21 protein-coding genes, 1 pseudogene and 1 riboswitch are annotated in these 22,076 nt (G+C 59.8%); of the genes and pseudogenes, 5 read left to right on the top strand and 17 right to left on the bottom strand.

Annotation, left to right across the window (positions count from 1 at the left end; genetic code table 11):
- The 5 genes and pseudogenes from GHO42_RS26435 to cobO all read right to left on the bottom strand — a co-directional run.
- A pseudogene (locus tag GHO42_RS26435) lies at nt 1–148 on the bottom strand (hypothetical protein); the annotation flags it as partial.
- The gene (cbiB, locus tag GHO42_RS15075; protein WP_095019427.1) at nt 141–1,049 is read right to left on the bottom strand and encodes an adenosylcobinamide-phosphate synthase CbiB; all 909 of its coding nucleotides are present in this window, start codon (nt 1,047–1,049) and stop codon (nt 141–143) included. The pseudogene GHO42_RS26435 and the gene cbiB, both read right to left, overlap by 8 nt.
- On the bottom strand, nt 1,046–1,696 hold the full coding sequence (gene bluB, locus GHO42_RS15080) for a 5,6-dimethylbenzimidazole synthase (protein ID WP_095003085.1): 651 nt from the start codon (nt 1,694–1,696) through the stop codon (nt 1,046–1,048). Before bluB ends, cbiB begins: the two co-directional genes overlap by 4 nt.
- Nucleotides 1,693–3,006 (bottom strand): cobyrinate a,c-diamide synthase, encoded by a 1,314-nt coding sequence (locus GHO42_RS15085; protein WP_095024308.1) that lies wholly within the window; start codon nt 3,004–3,006, stop codon nt 1,693–1,695. Before GHO42_RS15085 ends, bluB begins: the two co-directional genes overlap by 4 nt.
- 10 nt (nt 3,007–3,016) lie before the next feature.
- Nucleotides 3,017–3,628: a cob(I)yrinic acid a,c-diamide adenosyltransferase gene (gene cobO, locus GHO42_RS15090; RefSeq protein ID WP_095003083.1), complete on the bottom strand. Its 612-nt coding sequence runs from the start codon at nt 3,626–3,628 to the stop codon at nt 3,017–3,019.
- A gap of 77 nt (nt 3,629–3,705) precedes the next feature.
- Nucleotides 3,706–3,950, bottom strand: a riboswitch (cobalamin riboswitch).
- 122 nt (nt 3,951–4,072) lie between these two features.
- Between cobO and GHO42_RS15095 the strand changes: the two genes are divergently transcribed.
- A complete protein-coding gene (locus tag GHO42_RS15095; RefSeq protein WP_153327346.1) occupies nt 4,073–5,380 on the top strand; it encodes a sorbosone dehydrogenase family protein in 1,308 nt (435 codons plus the stop codon).
- 164 nt (nt 5,381–5,544) lie between these two features.
- Here GHO42_RS15095 and GHO42_RS15100 read toward each other — a convergent pair whose 3' ends face one another.
- The 5 genes from GHO42_RS15100 to GHO42_RS15120 form a co-directional block, all read right to left on the bottom strand.
- Nucleotides 5,545–6,084: a C40 family peptidase gene (locus tag GHO42_RS15100; protein WP_095003081.1), complete on the bottom strand. Its 540-nt coding sequence runs from the start codon at nt 6,082–6,084 to the stop codon at nt 5,545–5,547.
- Between the two features lie 145 nt (nt 6,085–6,229).
- Entirely contained in the window at nt 6,230–6,856 is a 627-nt protein-coding gene (locus GHO42_RS15105) for a C40 family peptidase (protein WP_095003080.1), read from the bottom strand.
- A 225-nt stretch (nt 6,857–7,081) separates the two neighbouring features.
- Entirely contained in the window at nt 7,082–7,786 is a 705-nt protein-coding gene (hda, locus tag GHO42_RS15110; RefSeq protein ID WP_016779862.1) for a DnaA regulatory inactivator Hda, read from the bottom strand.
- A 224-nt stretch (nt 7,787–8,010) separates the two neighbouring features.
- Complete coding sequence (locus GHO42_RS15115) at nt 8,011–9,084, bottom strand: AI-2E family transporter (RefSeq protein ID WP_095003079.1); 1,074 nt, start codon at nt 9,082–9,084, stop codon at nt 8,011–8,013.
- Nucleotides 9,085–9,119: 35 nt separating this feature from the next.
- The gene (locus GHO42_RS15120; protein WP_095003078.1) at nt 9,120–10,154 is read right to left on the bottom strand and encodes a DUF2066 domain-containing protein; all 1,035 of its coding nucleotides are present in this window, start codon (nt 10,152–10,154) and stop codon (nt 9,120–9,122) included.
- Between the two features lie 371 nt (nt 10,155–10,525).
- Between GHO42_RS15120 and purM the strand changes: the two genes are divergently transcribed.
- The 4 genes from purM to GHO42_RS15140 all read left to right on the top strand — a co-directional run bounded on the left by purM (nt 10,526) and on the right by GHO42_RS15140 (nt 13,405).
- On the top strand, nt 10,526–11,584 hold the full coding sequence (purM, locus tag GHO42_RS15125) for a phosphoribosylformylglycinamidine cyclo-ligase (protein WP_016779859.1): 1,059 nt from the start codon (nt 10,526–10,528) through the stop codon (nt 11,582–11,584).
- On the top strand, nt 11,584–12,234 hold the full coding sequence (gene purN / locus GHO42_RS15130) for a phosphoribosylglycinamide formyltransferase (protein ID WP_095019424.1): 651 nt from the start codon (nt 11,584–11,586) through the stop codon (nt 12,232–12,234). Before purM ends, purN begins: the two co-directional genes overlap by 1 nt.
- Nucleotides 12,235–12,242: 8 nt before the next feature.
- Nucleotides 12,243–12,956: a DUF3108 domain-containing protein gene (locus GHO42_RS15135; protein ID WP_095019423.1), complete on the top strand. Its 714-nt coding sequence runs from the start codon at nt 12,243–12,245 to the stop codon at nt 12,954–12,956.
- A 266-nt stretch (nt 12,957–13,222) separates the two neighbouring features.
- Complete coding sequence (locus tag GHO42_RS15140; RefSeq protein WP_016779856.1) at nt 13,223–13,405, top strand: hypothetical protein; 183 nt, start codon at nt 13,223–13,225, stop codon at nt 13,403–13,405.
- Between the two features lie 153 nt (nt 13,406–13,558).
- On the opposite strand, the gene GHO42_RS15145 is transcribed toward GHO42_RS15140, so the two are convergent.
- From GHO42_RS15145 to GHO42_RS15175, 7 genes are all read right to left on the bottom strand, one after another.
- A complete protein-coding gene (locus GHO42_RS15145; protein ID WP_019827734.1) occupies nt 13,559–14,104 on the bottom strand; it encodes a DUF2058 domain-containing protein in 546 nt (181 codons plus the stop codon).
- 22 nt (nt 14,105–14,126) lie between these two features.
- Entirely contained in the window at nt 14,127–14,960 is an 834-nt protein-coding gene (mazG, locus tag GHO42_RS15150) for a nucleoside triphosphate pyrophosphohydrolase (RefSeq protein ID WP_095003075.1), read from the bottom strand.
- Between the two features lie 124 nt (nt 14,961–15,084).
- Entirely contained in the window at nt 15,085–17,340 is a 2,256-nt protein-coding gene (gene relA / locus GHO42_RS15155) for a GTP diphosphokinase (RefSeq protein WP_095003074.1), read from the bottom strand.
- A gap of 118 nt (nt 17,341–17,458) precedes the next feature.
- A complete protein-coding gene (rlmD, locus tag GHO42_RS15160) occupies nt 17,459–18,811 on the bottom strand; it encodes a 23S rRNA (uracil(1939)-C(5))-methyltransferase RlmD (RefSeq protein ID WP_095003073.1) in 1,353 nt (450 codons plus the stop codon).
- Complete coding sequence (gene cysM, locus GHO42_RS15165; RefSeq protein WP_095003072.1) at nt 18,811–19,713, bottom strand: cysteine synthase CysM; 903 nt, start codon at nt 19,711–19,713, stop codon at nt 18,811–18,813. The genes rlmD and cysM overlap by 1 nt, the downstream gene beginning before the upstream one ends.
- A gap of 244 nt (nt 19,714–19,957) precedes the next feature.
- Nucleotides 19,958–21,319: a sensor histidine kinase gene (locus GHO42_RS15170; protein ID WP_095003071.1), complete on the bottom strand. Its 1,362-nt coding sequence runs from the start codon at nt 21,317–21,319 to the stop codon at nt 19,958–19,960.
- Nucleotides 21,309–22,037 (bottom strand): response regulator transcription factor, encoded by a 729-nt coding sequence (locus GHO42_RS15175; RefSeq protein WP_095003070.1) that lies wholly within the window; start codon nt 22,035–22,037, stop codon nt 21,309–21,311. The genes GHO42_RS15170 and GHO42_RS15175 overlap by 11 nt, the downstream gene beginning before the upstream one ends.
- Between the last annotated feature and the right edge of the window lie 39 nt (nt 22,038–22,076).

The following is a 22,076-nucleotide window of genomic DNA, read 5'->3' on the forward strand; positions in this document are numbered from 1 at the left end:
GGCCCTTTGCTATCCCCCAGGCGCGTTCGGGCACCTGGGGGATAGCAAAGGGCCAGGGCGCCAGGCCGGTGGACAGGTCCAGCCAGTCCGCCTCGGCAATGCCGTAGTGCAACGCCGCCTTGCGCAAACGCCCACCGTGCTCAAGCATAGAATTCACTCCAGACACACAGGATCAGCAGCCACAGCCATACGCCACGCTGCACCAGTTGCCAGCCACGGCCGATCGACTCGGCGTCTGCCGGTGCACCTTCGCCCAATTGCGGGCGCTCATGCAGTTCGCCGTGATAAATCGCCGGGCCACCCAACTCAACACCCAGCGCTCCGGCACCAGCAGCCATGACCGGGCCGGCATTGGGGCTGTCCCACAGCGGTGCCTGCTTGCGCCAGCTCTTCAGGGCCAGTCGGGTTTTACCCAAAGCGGCATAGGTCAACGCAACCAACCTTGCAGGAATATAGTTAAGAACATCGTCGATCCGCGCCGCAGCCCAGCCAAAACGCTCAAAGCGTTCGTTGCGATAGCCCCACATGGCATCCAGGGTATTACTCAAACGATAGAGCACCACCCCTGGCGCACCCGCGACCACAAACCAGAAAATCGCGGCAAATACCGCATCGCTGCCGTTTTCCAGCACCGACTCGGTGGCGGCGCGGGCCACTTCGGTAGAATCCAGCTCACTGGTCTGACGGCTGACCAGATAACCCACCCGCGTACGCGCCTCATCCAGGTTATTGGCGCGCAATGCCTCGGCTACTGGTTGTACGTGCTCACCGAGGCTGCGCATGCCCAGTGCGCAATACAGCGCCGCAATGTCCACCAGCCAGCCAATATAAGGCAGCCAGGACAGGGCCGTGGCCAGGATCGTCAGCGGCAGCACTGCCAGTACCCAGGCCGTAACACCATGACTGCGCCAGCCACGGCCGCCGGAATTGAAACGCTGCTCAATACGCTCGGCCATACGGCCAAAGGCAACCAGCGGATGCCAGCGTTTGGGCTCGCCGAGCAACGCATCCAGCGCCACCCCGGCAACGCACAGCAACGCCACACTCATGGACTCACTCCCCAATAATTCTCGTACACCAGTTCACTGAGCGGACGCGCTTGCGCCCACCCTTCCAGGACCAGCATCGGCGCCGGATAAAACGCCTCGACCGGGCCCAGGCACAGTACAGCGAGCGGCTTGGCCCCGGCAGGCAACCCCAGCAGATCAGCCAGTGCCTGCGGTTCGAACAATGACACCCAGCCCATGCCCAGCCCTTCGACCCGGGCCGCCAGCCACAGGTTTTGAATGGCACAGGACAAGGACGCCATGTCCATTTCCGGCAGCGTACGGCGACCAAAAATGTGCTTTTCGCGGTCATCCATCAACGCAGCCACCAGCACCTCGGCGCAATCGTTGATACCTTCGACCTTGAGCGTCATGAATTCATCGGAGCGCTGGCCCAGGGCATCCGCGGTGCGTACCCGCTCTTCTTCCACCAGACCCTGGATCTTGCCGCGCAGCTCGCGGTCAGTGATGCGGATAAACCGCCACGGCTGCATCAAGCCCACGCTCGGGGCTTGATGCGCCGCTTCCAGCAAACGCGACAACAACTCGGGTGCCACAGTGCCACCACTGAAGTGGCGCATATCACGACGCTCGGCGATGGCGCGGTACACGGCGGCGCGTTCTTGCGGGCTGAATGCGTTATCGCTCATGGCACCTTCACGGCACATGGCGCAAACAACGCGGCGATGGCCTGAGGATTGGACGGGAAGTAAAAGTGTACATAAGAAGCGGTCATTCGCCCTTCGCGATACACCGCTTCGGCGCCGCGCCCGCCATTGGGGCTCAGGCCGCGAGCAACAGGCTCAAGTTCGGTGCTGGTCAGCGAGTGGTGGTAGGTGTGGCCGCGCAACAGCCCTTCAGGCATGTCCACAGCTTGCAGCGCCAGGGCAGCCAGGCGCTTTTGCATCGTCGCCTCCCCTGCCAGCAAGCCAACCAGTTCGGCGCGCTGGCCCTCGACATCGGTCAGGGCATCGAGCAGGTAAAGCATGCCACCGCACTCGGCCAGCAGCGGTTTACCGGCCCTGTGGTGTGCGCGAATCGCCGTGAGCATCGGCACGTTGCGCGACAGCTCAAGGTGATGCAGTTCAGGGTAACCACCGGGCAAATACAGGCTGTCTGCTTCAGGCAGCTGACTGTCACGGATCGGTGAGAAAAACACCAGCTCGGCGCCCATATCACGTAATAACGCGAGGCTGGCGCCATAAGTGAAGGCAAAAGCTTCGTCGCGAGCCACGGCAATTCGCACACCTGCCAGCAGCGGCTCGACGGCCACCGGCTCAGGCGCAGCGAATTCAACCGGCGGTGGCAGCGCTACCTCACAGGTGCTGGCCAGGGCATTGGCCGCCGCATCCAGGCGCGCATCCAGATCATTCAGCTCGCTGGCCTGCACCAGTCCCAGATGACGGCTTGGCAGTTCGATGCCGGTTTCGCGGGACAGCGCGCCGTACCAGCGCAAGCCTTCGGTCAGGCTGCCTTCGAGCAACTGTGCATGGCGTACGGTGCCAACTCGATTGGCCAGCACCCCGGCAAACGGCAGATCCGGCTGATAGCGCGCCAAACCAAGGGCCAGCGCACCAAAGGTTTGGGCCATGGCAGTGCCATCAATCACCCCCAACACCGGCACGCCAAAATGCCGTGCCAGATCGGCGCTGGAAGGCGTGCCGTCAAACAGCCCCATCACACCTTCAATCAAAATCAGGTCCGCCTCACCGGCGGCTTCCCACAGCAGGCGACGGCTTTCCTCGGCGCCCACCATCCACAAATCCACCTGATACACCGGCGCACCGCTGGCGCGCTCCAGGATCATGGGGTCGAGAAAATCCGGGCCGCACTTGAATACCCGCACCTTGCGCCCCTGATTGCGATGCAACCGGGCCAAAGCCGCTGTAACCGTGGTCTTGCCCTGACCGGAAGCCGGCGCGGCGATCAGCACCGCCGGGCAATGACGTGACGCTCTCATACTTCAACACTCACAATTCGATGCCTTTCTGGGCTTTGATCCCGGCCTGGAAAGCGTGTTTGACCACCGCCATCTCAGTCACGGTATCAGCCAGATCAATCAGTTCAGGTTTGGCGCCACGGCCGGTGACCAGCACATGCTGCATGGGCGGACGGGCTTGCAGGTCGGCGAGCACCTGTTCCAGATCGAGGTAGCCGTGCTTGAGCGCGATATTCAGCTCATCGAGCACCACCAACCCAATGGACGGATCGCGCAGCATCTCGCGGGACACTTCCCACGCGGCTTCGGCGGCGGCGATATCGCGCTGGCGGTCCTGGGTTTCCCAGGTAAAGCCTTCACCCATCACGTGGTAGCGCACCTGCTCGGGAAAACGGCGGAAGAAAATCTCCTCACCGGTGCTGTTGCGCCCCTTGATGAACTGCACCACGCCGCACTGCATGCCGTGGCCCATGGCGCGGGCCAGCATGCCAAACGCAGAACTGCTCTTGCCTTTGCCATTGCCGGTCAATACCAGCAGCAGTCCGCATTCATTGGGCGAGCTGGCAATGCGCTCGTCCATAACCGCTTTTTTGCGCAGCATGCGCGCCTGATGGCGTTCGTCGCGTTCGGGGGATTCATTCATGGCAACTCTCCGTTGGGTTCGATGATGCAAACGGGAGGCGGGGGAAATTAAAAAAACACACTGCATCGCCCGCCGCGAGAGTGGTGGATGGATCAGGCCGGTCTCCGGGCTCACAAGCGGGCGGCCCTGTAGGGTGCACCCTTGTCCACGCGCCTTCCCGTGCAAAAAACACAGTGGCACTGAGCGTGGCTTTGACTCGTTTACCGTTGCGGGGGCAGCGCCGGGATCGTGGCGGTTGTGTAGGTCCAACACGCCCTCACCGGCTTCCCTGTTTCACTCTGTCGACCCATGGCCACAGAGCACCTGAAACAAGCCGCGAAGGTTAGAGGGTTGGGGGTGGAGCGTCAATTAAAGCCGGCGCCTAAAGGCTTTATCCGGCGCCCGGGCTGAACCTTTAAACAGCTACGCTTCTCTACTACCAGACAAGATCTTATGGAGAACCACATGCTCAAGCGCCAGCACGCCGTTGTTATTGTTCTTGCCGCAGGATTGGTCGCTTGCGGCGAAAGCTCGACCCTGCAAGTCAGTGAGGGTACCGGCCCATCACCCAAGCTTCCCGAACCCAATAAAACCCTGATTCCAACGGTCAATATCGCCCCCGCCATCGGCTGGCCCGATAATGCCACCCCAGTGGCTGCCCACGGCTTGCACGTCGCCGCTTTCGCCCAGAACCTCGACCACCCGCGCTGGCTCTACGTACTGCCCAACGGCGACGTGCTGGTGGCCGAATCCAATTCGCCGCCCAAGCCGGATGACAGCAATGGCATCAAGGGCTGGATCGCAGACAAGGTCATGTCCCGCGCCGGGGCCGGAGTGCCAAGTGCAAACCGGATTACCCTGCTGCGCGACGCGGACCACGATGGCGTCGCCGAAACCCGCACCGTGTTTATCGAGAACCTGAACTCTCCCTTTGGCATGACGCTGGTGGGTAACGATCTGTATGTGGCAGATGCCGACAAGCTGTTGCGCTTCCCCTATCAAGCCGGTGAAAACAGCATCAGCGCCAAACCGGTCAAGGTGGTGGACTTACCCGGCGGGCCTCTGAACCACCATTGGACCAAAAACGTGATCGCCAGCAAGGACGGCACCAAGTTATATGTGACCGTCGGATCCAACAGCAATGTGGGCGAAAATGGCATGGACAAGGAGCAAGGTCGCGCCGCGATCTGGGAAGTCGACCCGGCCACCGGCAGCCACCGCATTTTTGCGTCGGGCCTGCGCAACCCTAATGGCATGGACTGGGAACCCACCTCCGGCAAGCTCTGGACAGCAGTTAATGAGCGTGACGAAATCGGCAGTGACCTGGTGCCTGACTACATCACATCAGTCCAGGATGGCGGCTTCTATGGCTGGCCCTACAGCTACTACGGCCAGCATGTGGATGTGCGGGTCAACCCGCAAAACCCTGAACTGGTGGCCAAGGCCATTGCCCCGGATTACGCCGTTGGGCCACACACGGCGTCTTTGGGGCTGACGTTTGCCGAAGGCAGCCATTTACCCGGCTTTACCCAGGGTGCCTTTATCGGCCAGCACGGCTCCTGGAACCGCAAACCCCACAGTGGTTACAAAGTGATTTTCGTGCCTTTTGCCGGCGGCAAACCGGAGGGCATGCCGATCGATGTGCTGACCGGCTTTCTTAACGCCGACGAAAAAGCCATGGGCCGGCCAGTGGGCGTGGTGATCGACAAGCAAGGTGACTTGTTGGTGGCCGATGATGTAGGCAACAAGGTTTGGCGGGTGTCGGGAAAATAGGCTTTCTAATCAAGAGCCGCCCTCACCCTAGCCCTCCCCCGGAGGGAGAGGGGACTGAATGGGGTTTGCTTCAGATATTTGGCAGCCTGGAAACCTTGCGCTGAATCCAGATTCAACTCGGTCAAGCTCCCTCTCCCTTCGGGAGAGGGTTGGGGTGAGGGGCTTTAGGGCAAACGTGCCAAATGCTGCTCGGTCGGCAACACGCGCTTGGCATTCAGATAAGCCTTCTGCCAGTAGGCCTTGTTCAGGCTGTCCAGCTTGACCGTACCGCCCGTGGCCGGCGCATGGACAAAGCGCCCTTCGCCTACGTAGATCCCGGCGTGACTGACCTGGGAGCCACCATTGGTTGCAAAGAACAGCAGGTCACCGGTTTGCAGCTTGTCCTGGCCGATGCTCTGCGCACGCATCACGATCATCTCGCGCGTGGTGCGCGGCAACGAAATACCCGCGGCGTCGTTGTATACGTACTTGATCAGGCCACTGCAATCAAACCCCGAATCCGGGGTATTGCCGCCCCAGCGATAAGGCGTGCCTACCAGGCCAAGGGCGCGAAAAAGCACGTCTGCGGCAACCGGCGAGGTTTCTTCGGGGTGAGTGATAAACACAACCGGCTTTTGTGCAACGGGGGCTGGCGGGGTGCGGCTGGCGCAGGCACTGAGCAGTGCTGCTAAAGTGAGGAGAGCAACGCGGGCCATGATCGACATAAACAGAATGTTCCTGATTCTGGATACGGCAACTCAGGCCGCGAACCCCAAAGCCGCGAGAGGGGGCACCTTCGCGGCTTCAGAAATTTAACATTGCGACTTAATTCTAGCTCTTAGCTGCAGAACTTCAAGTAACACATTAACTTTACTTGCGGGCTACGACGCTCGCAGGGGCCATCGCCAGGGCGCGCTTGGCCTCAATAAAGGTCTTGCTCCAGTAGCTGTCACCCAGGTTATCAATCCGTACACCACCGCTGCGGCGGCTGCTGGAGTGAATAAACTGGTCATCACCCAGGTAAATCCCGGCATGGCTCACACGGCCACGACCATTGGTGCTGAAGAACAGCAAATCACCCGGTTTCAAATTATTCCGTGCGACCAGCGGTGCTTTTACGTTGATCATTTCGCGGGTTGAGCGCGGCAATTGCATGCCCGCCTCTTCCTTGAACAGATAACCGATAAAGCCGCTGCAATCGAAGCCTGCCTCGGAGGTGCCACCAAAACGGTAACGGGTACCGATCAAGGACATGCCGCGCTCTAGAATGCTGTCAGCCAGAGCTGGCAATTCATAAGGCTTGCTGTTGGCAGAAAACTCAGCCAGTTCTTTTTCGGTTGCCAGTTCTTCCTGATAAAGAGCGGAAGTTTGCGAGACCGAAGATGACTTTTGAACCTGAGCCTGGACGACTTGCTGCGACACTGGCGTGTGAGCAGCACAACCAAACAACAGGGTAACGAGTGCGAGGGGCACGAGGGGTGCGAAGCGCTTTAGCATGGGCACGACCGTGGCTTATTAGAAAAAGTAGCCGCGACTATGCCTTCTATGATCCTCATTTGCAAATTCAATCGATCTAAATGTGACTTGATGGTTTCGTCGTGACATCTAAGGCTTTACACCCCTGACGACAGATTTTGCGCCCACAGCCCTTTGGCCGCGCAGGATTTTTGGCGCCTGGAAACTGTCAAAACCGGCTACAACCCTTATGTTTGAAGGGCTGAGCTACCAGCCAAGGGTTTCTTTCAGGAAGGGAATGGTCAGCTTGCGCTGCGCCTGCAAGGACGCTTGATCGAGCCGCTCGAGCAAATCAAACAAGGCACTCATGCTGCGGGTACCGCGCGTGAGAATGAAATGCCCGACTTCGTCAGTCAGGTGCAGGCCACGGCGTGAAGCACGCAACTGCAAAGCCCGCAGCTTGTCCTCATCGGACAGGGGGCGCATCTGGAAAACCAGCGCCATGGTCAGGCGGGACTTGAGGTCTGCCAGTTTGATCGGCAATTCTCGAGGCGAGGTGGAGGCTGCAATCAACAGGCGCCGGCCGCTGTCACGCAGCCGGTTGAACAGATGGAACAGCGCCTCTTCCCAATCAGCACGCCCGGCCACCGCCTGCAGGTCATCCAGGCAAACCAGCTCGTACTGCTCAAGGTTATCGAGGATTTCTATGCCGCGATCCAGCAACTCGGCCAGCGGCAGGTAAACCGCCGGTTCGCCCATCTGCTCAAAGCGCAGGCAAGCGGCCTGCAGCAGGTGCGTACGCCCTACGCCATGTTTGCCCCACAGGTAAATCAGGCTTTCTGTCCAGCCGGCGTCGGCTTCGCACAGACGTTCGACATAGCCGAGTGCAGCGGCATTGGCGCCTGGATAGTAGTTTATGAAGGTAGCGTCATCACGCAGACGCACACCTAGGGGCAGCTGAATCGGTTTCATGCTGACTGAACAGTTCAAGCGAACCGTTAGTGGCCTCTGTGTAAGGTTTGAAAAGTTTATACCCGTGTCGCCGGGCACACAATGTAACAGACCACGAGCAAAATCAAAGGTTTGCGTTAAGGTCTTGGATTGATTGGGCTTTTTCTGGCGCCTGCGAGCCGCCTCGAACGCACAAAGAAGGCCGGGCCGCCTCGCGACAACCCCGCCCCTTCACAACCCACCCTCTACAACTGCGGATCCTCACTGCCTTTATAGACCTGGGAATCCTTATACAAATCCTGCACATGGCGCACCAGCACCATGATCACGGCCGCTACCGGCAAGGCCAGCAATACACCGGTAAAACCGAACAGCTCACCGCCAGCCAGAATCGCAAAGATCACCGCCACCGGGTGCATACCGATTTTGTCACCCACCAGCAGCGGGGTAAGCACGGTGCCCTCCAGGGCTTGGCCGATCATAAACACCGCCACGATGCCGAGCATCGGGTACAGATCCCCGCCAAACTGGAATAACCCGGCAACCAACGCCGCACCGATGCCGACAATAAAGCCCATATACGGCACGATGGCCGCTATACCCGCCATCAAGCCGATCAACAACCCCAGCTCGAGGCCGACCAGCATCAGGCCCGCCGAGTAGATCACCCCCAGCGCCAGCATCACCAGCAACTGACCGCGCACAAACGCGCCGAGCACGTCGTGGCACTCTTTGGCCAGTGACACGATCTGATCTGCCCGAGCCCGCGGCAACAGACCGCGAATCTTGGCCATCATGATGTTCCAATCACGCAACAGGTAGAACGCCACCACCGGAATCAACACCAGATTGGCCAAAAAGCCGATCAGCGCCAGACTGGAAGCCGTGGCCTTGGACAGGACGATTCCGACAATGTCAGTCGCCTGCCCCATATGCTCGGTGATCGCCGCCTTGATCTTGTCGAACTTCCAGAAACTGTCACTCAAGCCGAACTTGGCTTGCACCCACGGCATTGCCGTGTGCTGCAGCCAGTCGAGGATCTGCGGTGCCAACTGATAGAGCTTCAACAGTTGCTTGGCCAGCAGCGGCACCAGTACCAGCAGCAATGTCATCAAAATGACAGTGAACACGGTAAAGACCGCAACCACACCCCAGGTTCTTGAAAGTCCGAACCTTTCCAGTCGATCGACCACCGGGTCGAACATATAGGCCAGGACGATGGCGACCAGAAAAGGCGTGAGTATCGGATGCAGGAAATACACGAACAGGGCGAATCCCAACGCCACGCCCCACCACACCCACCGTCGCGAATCAGCCATGAGCCACCCCATCCTTATATAAAGAAGACATCAACCTACCAGCGAAACCGCAACTGCGCCGCAGGGCCTGAGGCAACACTTGACGCCTGCCCCCCATCAGCCGCAACAGGCACTTGCCCCGCCGGTACTTCCTGCAACTGCGCCAGCCCCAATTGCGAACGCAACTGCTCGGCGCTGCCGTTTACCAGGTACACAACACGATCACCGTCAACGCTCTTGAGTTGCGCACCAAAAGGCTCAAGCAAATGCCCCAGCTGCGCATATCGCTGCAACGTCATGCCTTGCACTTCGAGCAACTGCTCGGAAGAAACCCCGGGCTTGACCGCATAGCGCGGCGCCAGACGCTGGCTGACCGCAAGCATCACGGCATCGGCCAGCGCTGCCTGATCAGGAGCCTGAGCGCTGCCCTGCTCCTGCTGATCACCTACCCACAAACGCCATTTGGCGCTCCACTGCCCGTCATCTTCACGAGCATGCACCGCCAGCAATGCGTCCGCACCATAACGCTCGGAAGCGTCTTTTAAAGGCGCAGGATTGCTGCCCTCAAGATTTTCAGCCGTACCCACAAGCTGTTCACTCAAATCCGCCAACGGCAAGCGCAATGGCAAACCCCGATGCTGCGCGGCACGACGCAACGGCTCGGCCACTGACTGACCGTCCCCCACCAGGCTCGAACCTTCGACCGAGTCATTCAGCCACCAGCCCAGCAGCGCAGGGCGATTACTGCCCCACAGCGACAGCCCGGCCTGATGCAACGCACGATCGGTACTCACCGGATCGAAGTCCACTTGCAGGCTTTGCGGCGGGCCGGCGTCATAGCCGTAGCGACTGATGATTTGCTGCGGATCTTTGCGAATCGCCTCCAGCGCCGGACTCTTAATCGCCGCGGCATCTCCGGTCAGACGCAACACCAGGGTTTCCAGGGCCTTTTGCGTAGCCTGGGTGCGCTCATCAGGTGACTGGGTGGTGACTGGCTCGAGCACCTGATAAAGACCGGTGAGGATTTCGGCATGACTGGCCAGGCTGAAAAAAGACAGACAGCCCACGGCTAAAAATTGGCTAAAACGCATGAAAGATTCCCGATGACAAAAAGCAGCCTATTAAGGACGCCATAAAAACACTCGAACAGACTTCTGACACGGCCACGGCCAAATCATTCACGCCCGTTTCGCGTTTTCACGCGGTCACACAACCTCTCTATACCTTATACAGGCCTGTGCGCAGACCCAAGTACGACTAAAAAAGGTTTTTTTCGCCAGATATAACCCTGCCTGTCGGCCCGAGGATGGCCGCTGCCCTTCAAGCCTGATAAAATCGCGCGCCTTCGCAGACCGCCAACAGCCGGGCACCCTGCAAATGCTCTGGTGCAATCCTTGAGCACTTGCAAGCCTGCCCCCTGAACTCGGTCCATACCCCCGAATCCCCCCTAAAGGCCTGGATTATGAGCAAGCAACCATCCCTGAGCTACAAAGACGCCGGTGTAGACATCGACGCCGGTGAAGCATTGGTCGAACGCATCAAGAGCGTGGCCAAGCGCACTGCACGCCCGGAAGTGATGGGCGGCCTCGGCGGTTTTGGCGCCCTCTGCGAAATTCCGGCTGGCTACAAGCAGCCTGTTCTGGTTTCCGGCACTGACGGCGTCGGCACCAAGCTGCGCCTGGCCCTGAACCTGAACAAGCACGACAGCATCGGTATCGACCTGGTTGCCATGTGCGTCAACGACCTGATCGTATGCGGCGCCGAGCCTCTGTTCTTCCTTGATTACTACGCCACCGGCAAGCTCAACGTTGAAACCGCGACCCAGGTGGTAACCGGTATCGGCGCTGGCTGCGAACTGTCCGGTTGCTCGCTGGTTGGCGGCGAAACCGCTGAAATGCCAGGCATGTACGAAGGCGAAGACTACGACCTGGCCGGCTTCTGCGTTGGCGTTGTAGAAAAATCCGAGATCATCGACGGTTCCAAGGTCGCTGCCGGCGACGCCCTGCTCGCCTTGCCGTCCTCGGGCCCGCACTCCAACGGCTACTCGCTGATCCGCAAGATCATCGAAGTGTCGGGTGCCGACATCGAAAACATCCAGCTCGACGGCAAGCCACTGACCGACCTGCTGATGGCGCCGACCCGCATCTACGTCAAGCCGCTGCTCAAACTGATCAAGGAAACCGGCGTGGTCAAGGCCATGGCCCACATCACCGGTGGCGGCCTGCTCGACAACATCCCGCGCGTACTGCCAAAAGGTGCACAAGCGGTGGTTGACGTTGCCAGCTGGCAGCGCCCTGCCGTCTTCGACTGGCTGCAGGAAAAAGGCAACGTGGACGAGCACGAAATGCACCGCGTGCTGAACTGCGGCGTTGGCATGGTCATCTGCGTAGCTCAGGCTGACGTTGAAACTGCGCTGAACGTACTGCGTGAAGCGGGCGAGCAGCCTTGGGTCATCGGTCAGATCGCAACCGCCGCTGAAGGCGCTGCGCAAGTTGAGCTGCAAAACATCAAGGCGCACTAATGCCTGATACCTGTGATGTAGTGGTGCTGCTTTCCGGCACCGGCAGCAACTTGCAGGCCTTGATCGACAGCGATGACGTCAAGGCCAGCCCGGCATCAATCCGCGCGGTGATCTCCAACCGCGCAGATGCCTACGGCCTGCAACGCGCCAAAGACGCGGGTATCGATACCCGCGTACTGGATCACAAGGCATTCGAGGGCCGCGAGGCCTTCGATGCTGCATTGATCAAAGTCATCGACGAATTCAAACCGAAACTGGTGGTTCTGGCCGGGTTCATGCGCATTCTCAGCGCAGAATTCGTGCGTCACTATCAGGGTCGCCTGCTGAATATCCACCCTTCCCTGCTCCCCAAATACAAGGGTTTGCACACGCACCAGCGGGCGCTGGAAGCAGGAGACGGTGAGCACGGCTGCAGCGTGCACTTTGTGACCGAGGAACTCGACGGCGGACCTCTGGTCGTACAGGCAGTGATACCGGTAGAGTCCGATGACTCGCCACATAGCCTGGCGCAACGGGTTCACGCCCAGGAACACCGGATTTATCCGCTTGCAGTGCGCTGGTTTGCCGAAGGTCGCTTGTCACTTGACGAGCGAGGCGCATTATTGGACGGTCAATTACTTGCGGCCAGCGGCCACTTGATACGAACCTAGGAGAACTTATGCGTCGTGCCCTGCTTCTCGCCCTTAGCCTGCTGGCTATTCCAGCAGTCCAAGCGGCCGATCTTCAGCCTTTCAAGGCCAGCTACACCGCAGACTGGAAACAGCTGCCCATGAGCGGTTCTGCCGAGCGCAGCCTGACCAAGGGTGACAATGGTATCTGGACCTTGAATTTCAAGGCTTCAATGCTGGTAGCCAGCCTGAACGAAGAAAGCACCCTCAAAATCGAGAAAAACACGCTGATCCCGCTGACCTACCACTTTGAACGTGGCGGCCTGGGAAAAGCCAAGAAGATCGATCTGGATTTCGACTGGGCGGCCAAGATGGTCACCGGCACCGATCAGGGCGACGCTGTCAAAGTACCCTTGCTCAGCGGCATGCTCGACAAGTCCACCTACCAGCTGGCACTGCAGCGTGACGTAGAAGCCGGCAAAAAGTCCATGAGCTACCAGGTGGTTGATGGCAATGACGTCGACACCTATGACTTTCGCGTGATCGGCCCTGAAGTGGTTGAAACCAAGGCTGGCAAGGTCGACGCAATCAAGGTTGAGCGCGTACGCGACCCGACACAGAACAAGCGCATCACTGAAATGTGGTTCGCCAAGAACTGGGGTTCGCTGCTGGTCAAACTGCGCCAGGTCGAAAAAGACGGCAAGGAATACAACATCATGCTGCTGGACGGCACGGTGGATGGCAAAACGGTCAAGGGCAACTAAGCGACAAGCCTTTAGCTGCAAGCCTCAAAAAAACCTCGCTTCGGCGAGGTTTTTTTGGTCTGTAACACACCAAAAACATGAAACATTTTTCATAAAACTATTAAACAAATCCGTAAACACCCCGTGCTTAAAGGGCTGCAGGGTTTAAGGATTTTCTGCAAGATGACAGCGCGACAATCAGCTATTTACTTAGGAAGCTAACAGATTCTATAAAGAAGTCCTGCGACGCCTTGCCGCAGGCCCTCATCAGAATTTGGAGCAAGCAGATGACTATCAAAGTAACTGAGCGCGACGATTCACGTATGTTCCACCAACTGGTAGCCCACGGTGTACACCTATGGGATGTGCATCAAGAAGACATACTGGTAGGCATGTTCCACCGCGAAAGCGACGCTCACAGCTACAAGGCTGAGCTGGAAAAGCTGGAAGCGCAGAAACGCCAGGCCTGAGCAGAAGAAACTACTGTCTTGAAAAACACAAACCCCGCCGAAGCGGGGTTTGTTTTGTTATGCGCCAACGCAACACTCTGTGGGAGCGAGCCTGCTCGCGAAGAGCAGCGAACGCTTTCGCGAGCAGGCTCGCTCCCACAGGTTATGCCAGCACTACCACATCAGGTCATCAGGGATCTGATAGGCCGCGTACGGATCGTCTTCTTCCGGGGTTTTCGGCTCAACCAGGATATTCAGCTGCACGATCCGGCGCGGATCGCGCTCCTGGATCTTCAGTGCAGCTTCACGGGGGATGACTTCGTAGCCGCCCTGGTGCTGCACGATCGCCAGCGAGCCATTGGCCAGCTTGTTGCGCATCAGGGTGTTGACCGACAGGCGCTTGACCTTTTTGTCATCAACGAAGTTGTAGTAGTCCTCAGTGGTCAGCTTGGGCAGACGTGATACTTCGATCAATTGCTTGATCTGCGCAGCACGGGCTTTTTGCTCGACCTTCTCCTGCTGCTGGCGGTTCAGTTCCTGGTCGCGCTTGACCTTCTCGGCCTTGGCTTCGGCAGCCAGACGCTGCTGGGTGTCGTCCAGTTCGATCTGGCCTTTGTGGGCCAGACGCTGTTGTTTCTGTTTTTCTTTGCCGGCCTGCTTGGCCTGCTTCTCGTTGACCAGTCCGGCTTTGAGCAACTGGTCGCGTAGGGAAATGCTCATCTACTTACTCACTTAGGCAAACTCAGCCGCAGCTGGGCAAATTCTTTTCCTGGCGCTTGGCTTCACCCCACAGGGCGTCCAGGTCTTCAAGGGTGCAACTTTCAATGGGACGCAGGGTATCGCGCAATGCCTGCTCGATAAACCGGAAACGTCGATCAAATTTTGCATTGGCACCACGCAAGGCGGTTTCCGGGTCCACTTTAAGATGACGGGCCAGGTTGACCACGGAAAACAGCAGGTCGCCGATTTCGTCATGAATGGCCGCCGAATCGTTGTCGGCCATGGCCTCCAGCACTTCATCCAGCTCTTCACGCACCTTGTCCAGCACCGGCAATGCCGCTGGCCAGTCAAAACCGACCTGGGCGGCGCGCTTTTGCAGCTTGGCGGCGCGGGACAGGGCAGGCAAGGCGACGGGCACATCGTCAAGCAAGGACAACTGCTCGGGGGCGGTAGACTTTTCTGCGCGCTCCTCGGCCTTGATCTCATCCCAGCGTACCTTGACCTGTTCTTCGCTCAAGCGCGGCACATCCAGCGGCGCATACAGGTCACCGGTGGGAAAGACATGGGGGTGACGGCGGATCAGCTTGCGGGTAATGCTGTCGATCACCCCGGCAAACTCGAAACGGCCTTCTTCCCGGGCCAGCTGGCTGTAATACACCACTTGAAACAGCAAATCGCCGAGTTCGCCCTGCAGGTGCTCGAAGTCACCCTGCTCAATGGCGTCAGCGACCTCGTAAGCCTCTTCGAGGGTATAAGGCACGATAGTGGCGTACGTTTGCTTGATATCCCACGGGCAGCCGTACTGCGGGTCACGCAGGCGGGCCATGAGGTGCAGCAGGTCGTCGAGGTTGTACATCTGTAATCCTTTGGCACACGCTAACCACACCCTGTGGGAGCGGGTTTGCTCGCGATATGAACACCCCGGTACAGCTGACTCACCGAGGAGATGCAATCGCGAGCAAGCCCGCTACCACAAAGGATTAGCGCGGCTCACTACGCCCGATCCGGCGGGTTTCGATGATGTTCGGCAGTTGCGAGATCCGCCCCAGTAAACGCCCCAGCGCATCCAGCCCCGGGATCTCGATGGTCAAGGTCATCAACGCGGTGTTGTTTTCCTTGTTCGAGCGGGTGTTGACCGCCAGCACGTTGATCCGTTCGTTGAGCAACACCTGCGACACATCACGCAACAAGCCCGAACGATCGTAGGCGCGGATTTCGATATCCACCGGATAGGTCGAGACCGGGATCGGCCCCCAGTTGACCTGAATCATTCGCTCCGGCTCACGACTGCCCAGTTGCAGCACCGAGGCGCAGTCCTGGCGGTGAATGCTGACGCCACGGCCCTGGGTGATGTAACCGACAATCGCATCCCCCGGCAGCGGCTGACAGCACCCGGCCATCTGGGTCAGCAGGTTGCCGACGCCTTCGATCTGGATGTCTCCACGCTTGCCCGGCTTGTAGCCCGTGGCCTTACGCGGGATCAGCTCCATCTGCTCGCTGCCGCGCTCAGGCTCGACCTGTTGCTGGGCCAGGTTGATCAACTGCGCCAGGCGCAAGTCGCCAGCCCCGAGCGCCGCGTACATGTCCTCGGCGGTTCGCATGTTGGCCTTGTCGGCGAGCTTCTCGTAATCCACCGCCGGCAGGCCCAAACGGCCGAGTTCGCGCTCGAGCATGGTTTTGCCGGCAGCGACGTTCTGATCGCGCGCCTGCAACTTGAACCAGTGGACGATTTTCGCCCGCGCCCGCGAGGTGGTGACATAGCCCAGGTTCGGGTTCAGCCAGTCGCGGCTCGGCGTACCGTGCTTGCTGGTGATGATCTCGACCTGCTCACCGGTCTGCAGGCTGTAGTTGAGCGGCACGATGCGCCCGTTGATCTTGGCACCACGGCAGTTGTGGCCAATCTCGGTGTGAACCCGGTAGGCAAAGTCCAGCGGCGTCGCCCCCTTGGGCAGGTCGATGGCATGCCCGTCAGGGGTGAAGATATACACCCGGTCCGGCTCGATATCGACGCGCAGCTGATCGGCCAGGCCACCGATATCGCCCAGTTCTTCGTGCCACTCCAGCACCTGGCGCAGCCACGAGATTTTCTCTTCGTACTGGTTGGACCCGGCCTTGACGTCAGTGCCCTTGTAGCGCCAGTGCGCGCAAACCCCCAGCTCGGCCTCTTCGTGCATGGCATGGGTGCGAATCTGCACTTCCAGGACCTTGCCTTCAGGCCCGATCACGGCAGTATGCAGCGAGCGGTAGCCGTTCTCCTTGGGGTTGGCGATATAGTCGTCGAATTCCTTCGGGATATGCCGCCACAGGGTATGGACGATGCCCAGCGCGGTATAGCAGTCGCGCATTTCCGGCACCAGTACCCGTACGGCACGCACGTCATAGATCTGGCTGAAGGCCAGGCCCTTGCGCTGCATTTTGCGCCAGATCGAGTAGATGTGCTTGGCCCGGCCGCTGATGTCGGCGTCGGTCACGCCGGTGGCTTCCAGCTCGGTACGCAACTGGTTCATCACATCGCTGATAAAGCGCTCGCGGTCGAGGCGGCGCTCATGCAGCAAGGTGGCGATTTGCTTGTACTGCTCGGGCTCCAGATAGCGGAAGGACAGGTCCTCCAGCTCCCACTTGATGTGGCCGATGCCCAGGCGGTGCGCCAATGGCGCATAAATATCGAACACCTCGCGGGCGACGCGGTTGCGCTTCTCGTCCGGGGCGTTTTTGACCGCGCGAATCGCGCAGGTACGCTCAGCCAGTTTGATCAGTGCCACGCGCACGTCATCAACCATGGCAACCAGCATCTTGCGCAGGTTTTCGACCTGGCCCTGGGTGCCCAGTACCATCGATTGACGGGGGCTGAGGCTGGCACTGATGGCCGCCATGCGCAATACGCCATCAATCAGTTTGGCCACTACCGGACCGAAGCGCTGGCTGACGGCAGGCAACAGCACCTGCCCTTCGCGCACGCAACGATAGAGAATCGCGGCAACCAGGGAGTCCTGATCCAGTTTCAGATCGGCCAATATCTCGGCGATTTCCAACCCGGTACGAAAGCTTGAGGTGCCCTCGGCCCACAGGTTTTTCGCCGCATTGGCTTGCTGCTCGGCCTCGCGTGCAAACTCACACGCTTCTTTCAAGGCTTCACGGTCCAGCGCCACATCGACACTCACCGCATGATCCAGCCATGCCTCGAGGTTGAGACTGCCGTCGGTGTTGATCGGCTGGTGTGCTCTGACCTGTACCATCTTGCTTACCTTCCCTACAGCGCAGGTTCAATGCGCCGAAATCACAGGCCCTGATCCCAACCGCGCGCTACAGGGCATAGCGTCGCGGGTTGCGGGCCCGTTGAAATAGACAGACATCCTAGTCTGCTTCAAATAACGCCATCGCCTCGACATGCGCTGTTTGCGGGAACATGTCGAGGATTGCGGCACGTTTTAACCGGTAACCCTGTTTAATCAGTTCAACCGTGTCGCGCGCCAGGGTGGCCGGGTTGCACGACACATACACCAAACGTTTGGCACCCAGGCCAGACAACTTTCGTACCACTTCATAAGCGCCGTCGCGAGGCGGATCAAGCAGTACGGCACTGAAGCCGGCTTTGGCCCAGGCTGCATCCACCAGCGGCTGTGACAGGTCGGCCTGAAAAAACACTGCATTATGCAGGCTGTTACTGACCGCGTTTTGCGCGGCGCGTTCGACCATGGTCGCAACACCTTCAACAGCCACGACTTCACGCGCTTTTTGTGCCAGTGGTAATGCGAAGTTACCCAGCCCACAGAACAAGTCAAGAATCCGTTCGTCAGCTTGTGGCGCAAGCCACTTTATGGCTTGAGCCACCATGGCTTCGTTGACGCCGGCATTGACCTGGACAAAATCCCCGGGGCGATACGCCAGCTGCAAATCCCATGTTTCCAGACGATAGCCCAAGGCCCGGGTCAAATCGACCGGCTGTGGCTCGCCTTCGCCATGCAGCCACAATTGGGCGTTATGGGTAATGCAAAATGCCTCAAGAACCTGCATGTCGGCAGCGCTCAGCGGCGCCATATGGCGCAGCAAAACCGCAATCGCCGAACCACTGAACAACTCCACGTGGCCCAGTGCCTTGGGGTTGCCCAGTTGACGCAACATGGCGGGCAGCCCGGTCATGATAGGTTGCAAAGCCTGTACCAGAACCAAACAGTGATCGATGGCGACGATGTCCTGGCTGCCAGCAGCACGGAAACCCACGTCCAGGTGCTTGGCCCGCGCATCCCAGCGCACGGCGATACGTGCCCGGCGGCGGTAGCCAAACTCGGGACCGGTCAGCGGCGCTGCCCACTCTTGAGGTTCGACACCGGCCACGCGGGACAGTTGCTCGGCGAGCATGCGCTGTTTCAGTGCAAGCTGCTCTTCATGGGGCAAATGCTGCACGCTGCAGCCGCCGCACTTGCCCGCATGGGCACAGGGTGCCTGGCGACGGATCTCGCTGGCCTTGAAAACACGCTCGGTACGGGCTTCAACGACCTTGCCATGGGCACCCAGCACCCGGGCTTCGACTTCTTCACCGGCCAGAGCCCCCGAAACAAACCAGGTACGCCCTTCAATAAAGGCAATACCGCGGCCGTCGTTGGCCAGGCGCTCGATATTCAAACGCTGTTTCTTGCCCGCAGGCACTTGCGCAGCCTTGGTGCCGCCAGCAGGCTGGAAGCGCAGGCCTCTCTCTTGCTTGGCCATCAGTTGGGCGCATCGTAAATGCCGGTCGACAGATAACGGTCGCCTCGGTCACAAATGATCGCGACCATCACCGCGTTTTCGACTTCCTGGTTCAGGCGCAGCATCGCTGCCACCGCCCCGCCCGAGGACACACCACAGAAAATGCCTTCTTCACGGGCCAGTCGGCGGGTGACGTCTTCGGCTTCGCGCTGGGCCATGTCGACGATGCGGTCTACGCGGTCGGCCTGGTAGATCTTGGGCAAGTACTCGGTCGGCCAGCGGCGGATGCCCGGAATGGCAGCGCCTTCCATCGGCTGCAAACCGACGATCTGCACGCCCGGGTTTTGCTCCTTGAGGTAGCGCGACACGCCCATGATGGTACCGGTAGTACCCATCGAACTGATGAAGTGGGTGATGGTACCGTTGGTCTGACGCCAGATTTCCGGGCCCGTACCGGTGTAGTGAGCCTCGGGGTTGTCACCGTTGGCAAACTGGTCGAGCACCTTGCCCAGGCCCTGGGCCTGCATCTTGTCGGCCAGGTCGCGGGCGCCTTCCATGCCCTCTTCCTGACTGACCAGGATCAGCTCGGCACCGTAGGCGGTCATGGCAGCCTTGCGCTCGGCGCTGGAATTGTCGGGCATGATCAGGATCATCTTGTAGCCCTTGATCGCCGCGGCCATGGCCAGGGCAATCCCGGTATTGCCCGAGGTGGCTTCAATCAAGGTATCGCCAGCCTGGATCTGGCCGCGCGCTTCGGCGCGGGCAATCATCGACAGAGCCGGACGGTCCTTGACCGAGCCTGCAGGGTTGTTCCCTTCGAGCTTGAGCAACAAGGTGTTGGTGGTGTTTCCAGCCAGGCGCTGCAAGCGCACCAGAGGAGTGTTGCCGACGCAATCGGCGATAGTTGGGTACTGCAATGTCATGGCGTATTCGCAATCCAGACCGCGGGGCCGCACATCATACCGACAAACGCCGACAGCCCATATCACGCAAAGTACGGTGCTTATGGTTAAAGGCTATAAGCGCCGCAAACCCATCACAATTATTCCTGTGGGAGCCGGGCTTGCCCGCGATTCTGACGCCGCGATCTGTCAGGTAAAACGGACTGATACCATCGCGGGCAAGCCCGCTCCCACAGGGATGTCTATACAGCCGCGGCCTGAGCGTTTACGCGGCATGTCCGGCAAGCAAACGAACATGCACCCGCAACCCGCCGCCGTGGTTCTCTGCCCACAAACTGCCACCCTGCAGCCGCAGGGCATTGCGCGCAATACTCAGGCCCAGACCAAAGCCGCCATCGCCGGGACGCGAGCCATCAAGGCGGGTAAAAGGCGCAAAGATCCGCTCCAGTTCTTCAGGTGCCACACCTGCGCCCTGGTCATCGAGCCACAGGTGCCACATATTGCCTTCGCGCCGGCCATCAAGGCTGACGATACCCTCGGGTGGTGAATGGCGAATGGCATTGCGCAGGATATTTTCCATGGCTTGAGCCAGGCTGTTGAGATGCCCGCGCACCCAGCAATGCTCATCCACCAGACAAGGCAGTCGCGATTGCGGCCAGCCACTTTCAAAGCGGGCGTTTTCGGTGAGCATCTCCCACAGCGCCTGCACCTGAATGTCTTCCACCGGCAGCGGCCCGCGCTCGGCATCCAGCCAGGCCAGTTGCAAGGTGTCTTCGACCAGCCGTTGCATGCCGTCGACTTCACGGCCCAGGCGCTCACGCAAGGCCTCGCCCCCCTGCTCGCTGTCACAGGCTACCCGCAAACGGCTCAAGGGCGTGCGCAGCTCATGGGACAAGTCGCGGAGCAATTGCTGCTGTTGCGAGACCGTACTCTGCAAGCGCTCGGACATCTGATCGAACGCCCGCGCCAGCTCACCCAGTTCGTCCTGGCGGCTGGTGATCTGGCTCGATAGCCGCGCCCCCAGTTGATCAGCCCGCCAGGCATTGGCCTGTTCGCGAAGATGGTTAAGCGGCACGATCAGCACGCGGTACAGGCCCACGCACAGCAACAGGGTCAGCAAGCCAGGAATTACGCCGTTGGTGACAATCCGCCAGATCACCTGGGAGCGCCCGGGCATAAAGCGTTGCGGCAACTCGATCACCAGGCTGCCCGCCGACGGGTCGCGGGGAAAGGGCACCTTTATCCATGGCCGCGCCGTCTTGATATGGCTGATGGGCCAGTCCAGGCCGCGCAAAAAGGTCAGCCGCTCACTTTCTCGATCACTCAGCGGGTAGCTGCTCAGCGACTGCAGGTCCTGACCAATCACCCCGACCCAGCCCGGTTCCCTGTGCCCCATGCCCTGCAACCACTGGTCGACGCCGGCTTGCTGAGCGCTCTCCCAGGCGCGCTCGGCCTCACCGGCATAGCGCACCAGGGTGCCGTGGGCCTGCTCGGACAAAAAGCCGGTGCGCTTGTCCATATAGCGACCCCAGGACCAACTGAGCCAGATCATCAGCAAGCAGAAAACCACCAGCAAACACGCCAGCTTCCAGAACACCGAATTCTTGCCGGGCACCTTACGGGGCATCGCTGGCACTAAGGACATAGCCCTTGCCCCACACCGTGCGTACTTCATGCTGGTAATAGCCGATAGTTTTGAGCTTTCGCCGGATCTGGCTGATATGCATGTCCAGGCTGCGGTCATGGGCTGCATAGCCGCGCTGCAAGACCTGCTGATAGAGAAAGGCCTTGCTCAACACTTCGTCGGCATTGCGCTGCAGGGTATCGAGCAGACGGAACTCGCTGCGGGTCAACCCGGCCCATTGCTCGCCCCGGCGCACATCGCACGCCTCGTCGTCGAACAGCAAACCGCTCTCGGCCGGTGGCAGTTCCAGCACCGTTGGGGCGCCAGGCATGCGATCCAGGGCCACTCGACGCAAGATGGCCTGGATGCGCACCCGCAGTTCGGCCATGCTGAACGGCTTGGGCAAATAATCATCGGCGCCCAGCTGGAAACCGCTGATACGGTCGGCCTCGGCACCCAGCGCCGACATCAGGATCACCGGCAAGGCGTGGGTCTGGCGCAGTTGCGTCAGCACCTGCAAGCCATTCATGCCGGGCAGCAGGATATCCATCAGCACCACGTCAAAGTGCTCCTGGCGGGCACGGGCCAGACCTTCCAGGCCATTCTGGCACCAGATAACGTCAAACCCGCAACGCCCCAGCTGCTCGTGCAGATAGGCGCCCAGTACGGGGTCGTCTTCAATGGTCAGTAGGCGCGAGGGGCTAACAGCTACGGGATTCATTAGCGTCTGCAAGTAATTCTCAATCGGCGATTATTCAAG

Source organism: Pseudomonas sp. FSL R10-0056 (assembly GCF_009600105.1).
Classification (GTDB): Bacteria; Pseudomonadota; Gammaproteobacteria; order Pseudomonadales; family Pseudomonadaceae; genus Aquipseudomonas; species Aquipseudomonas bubulae.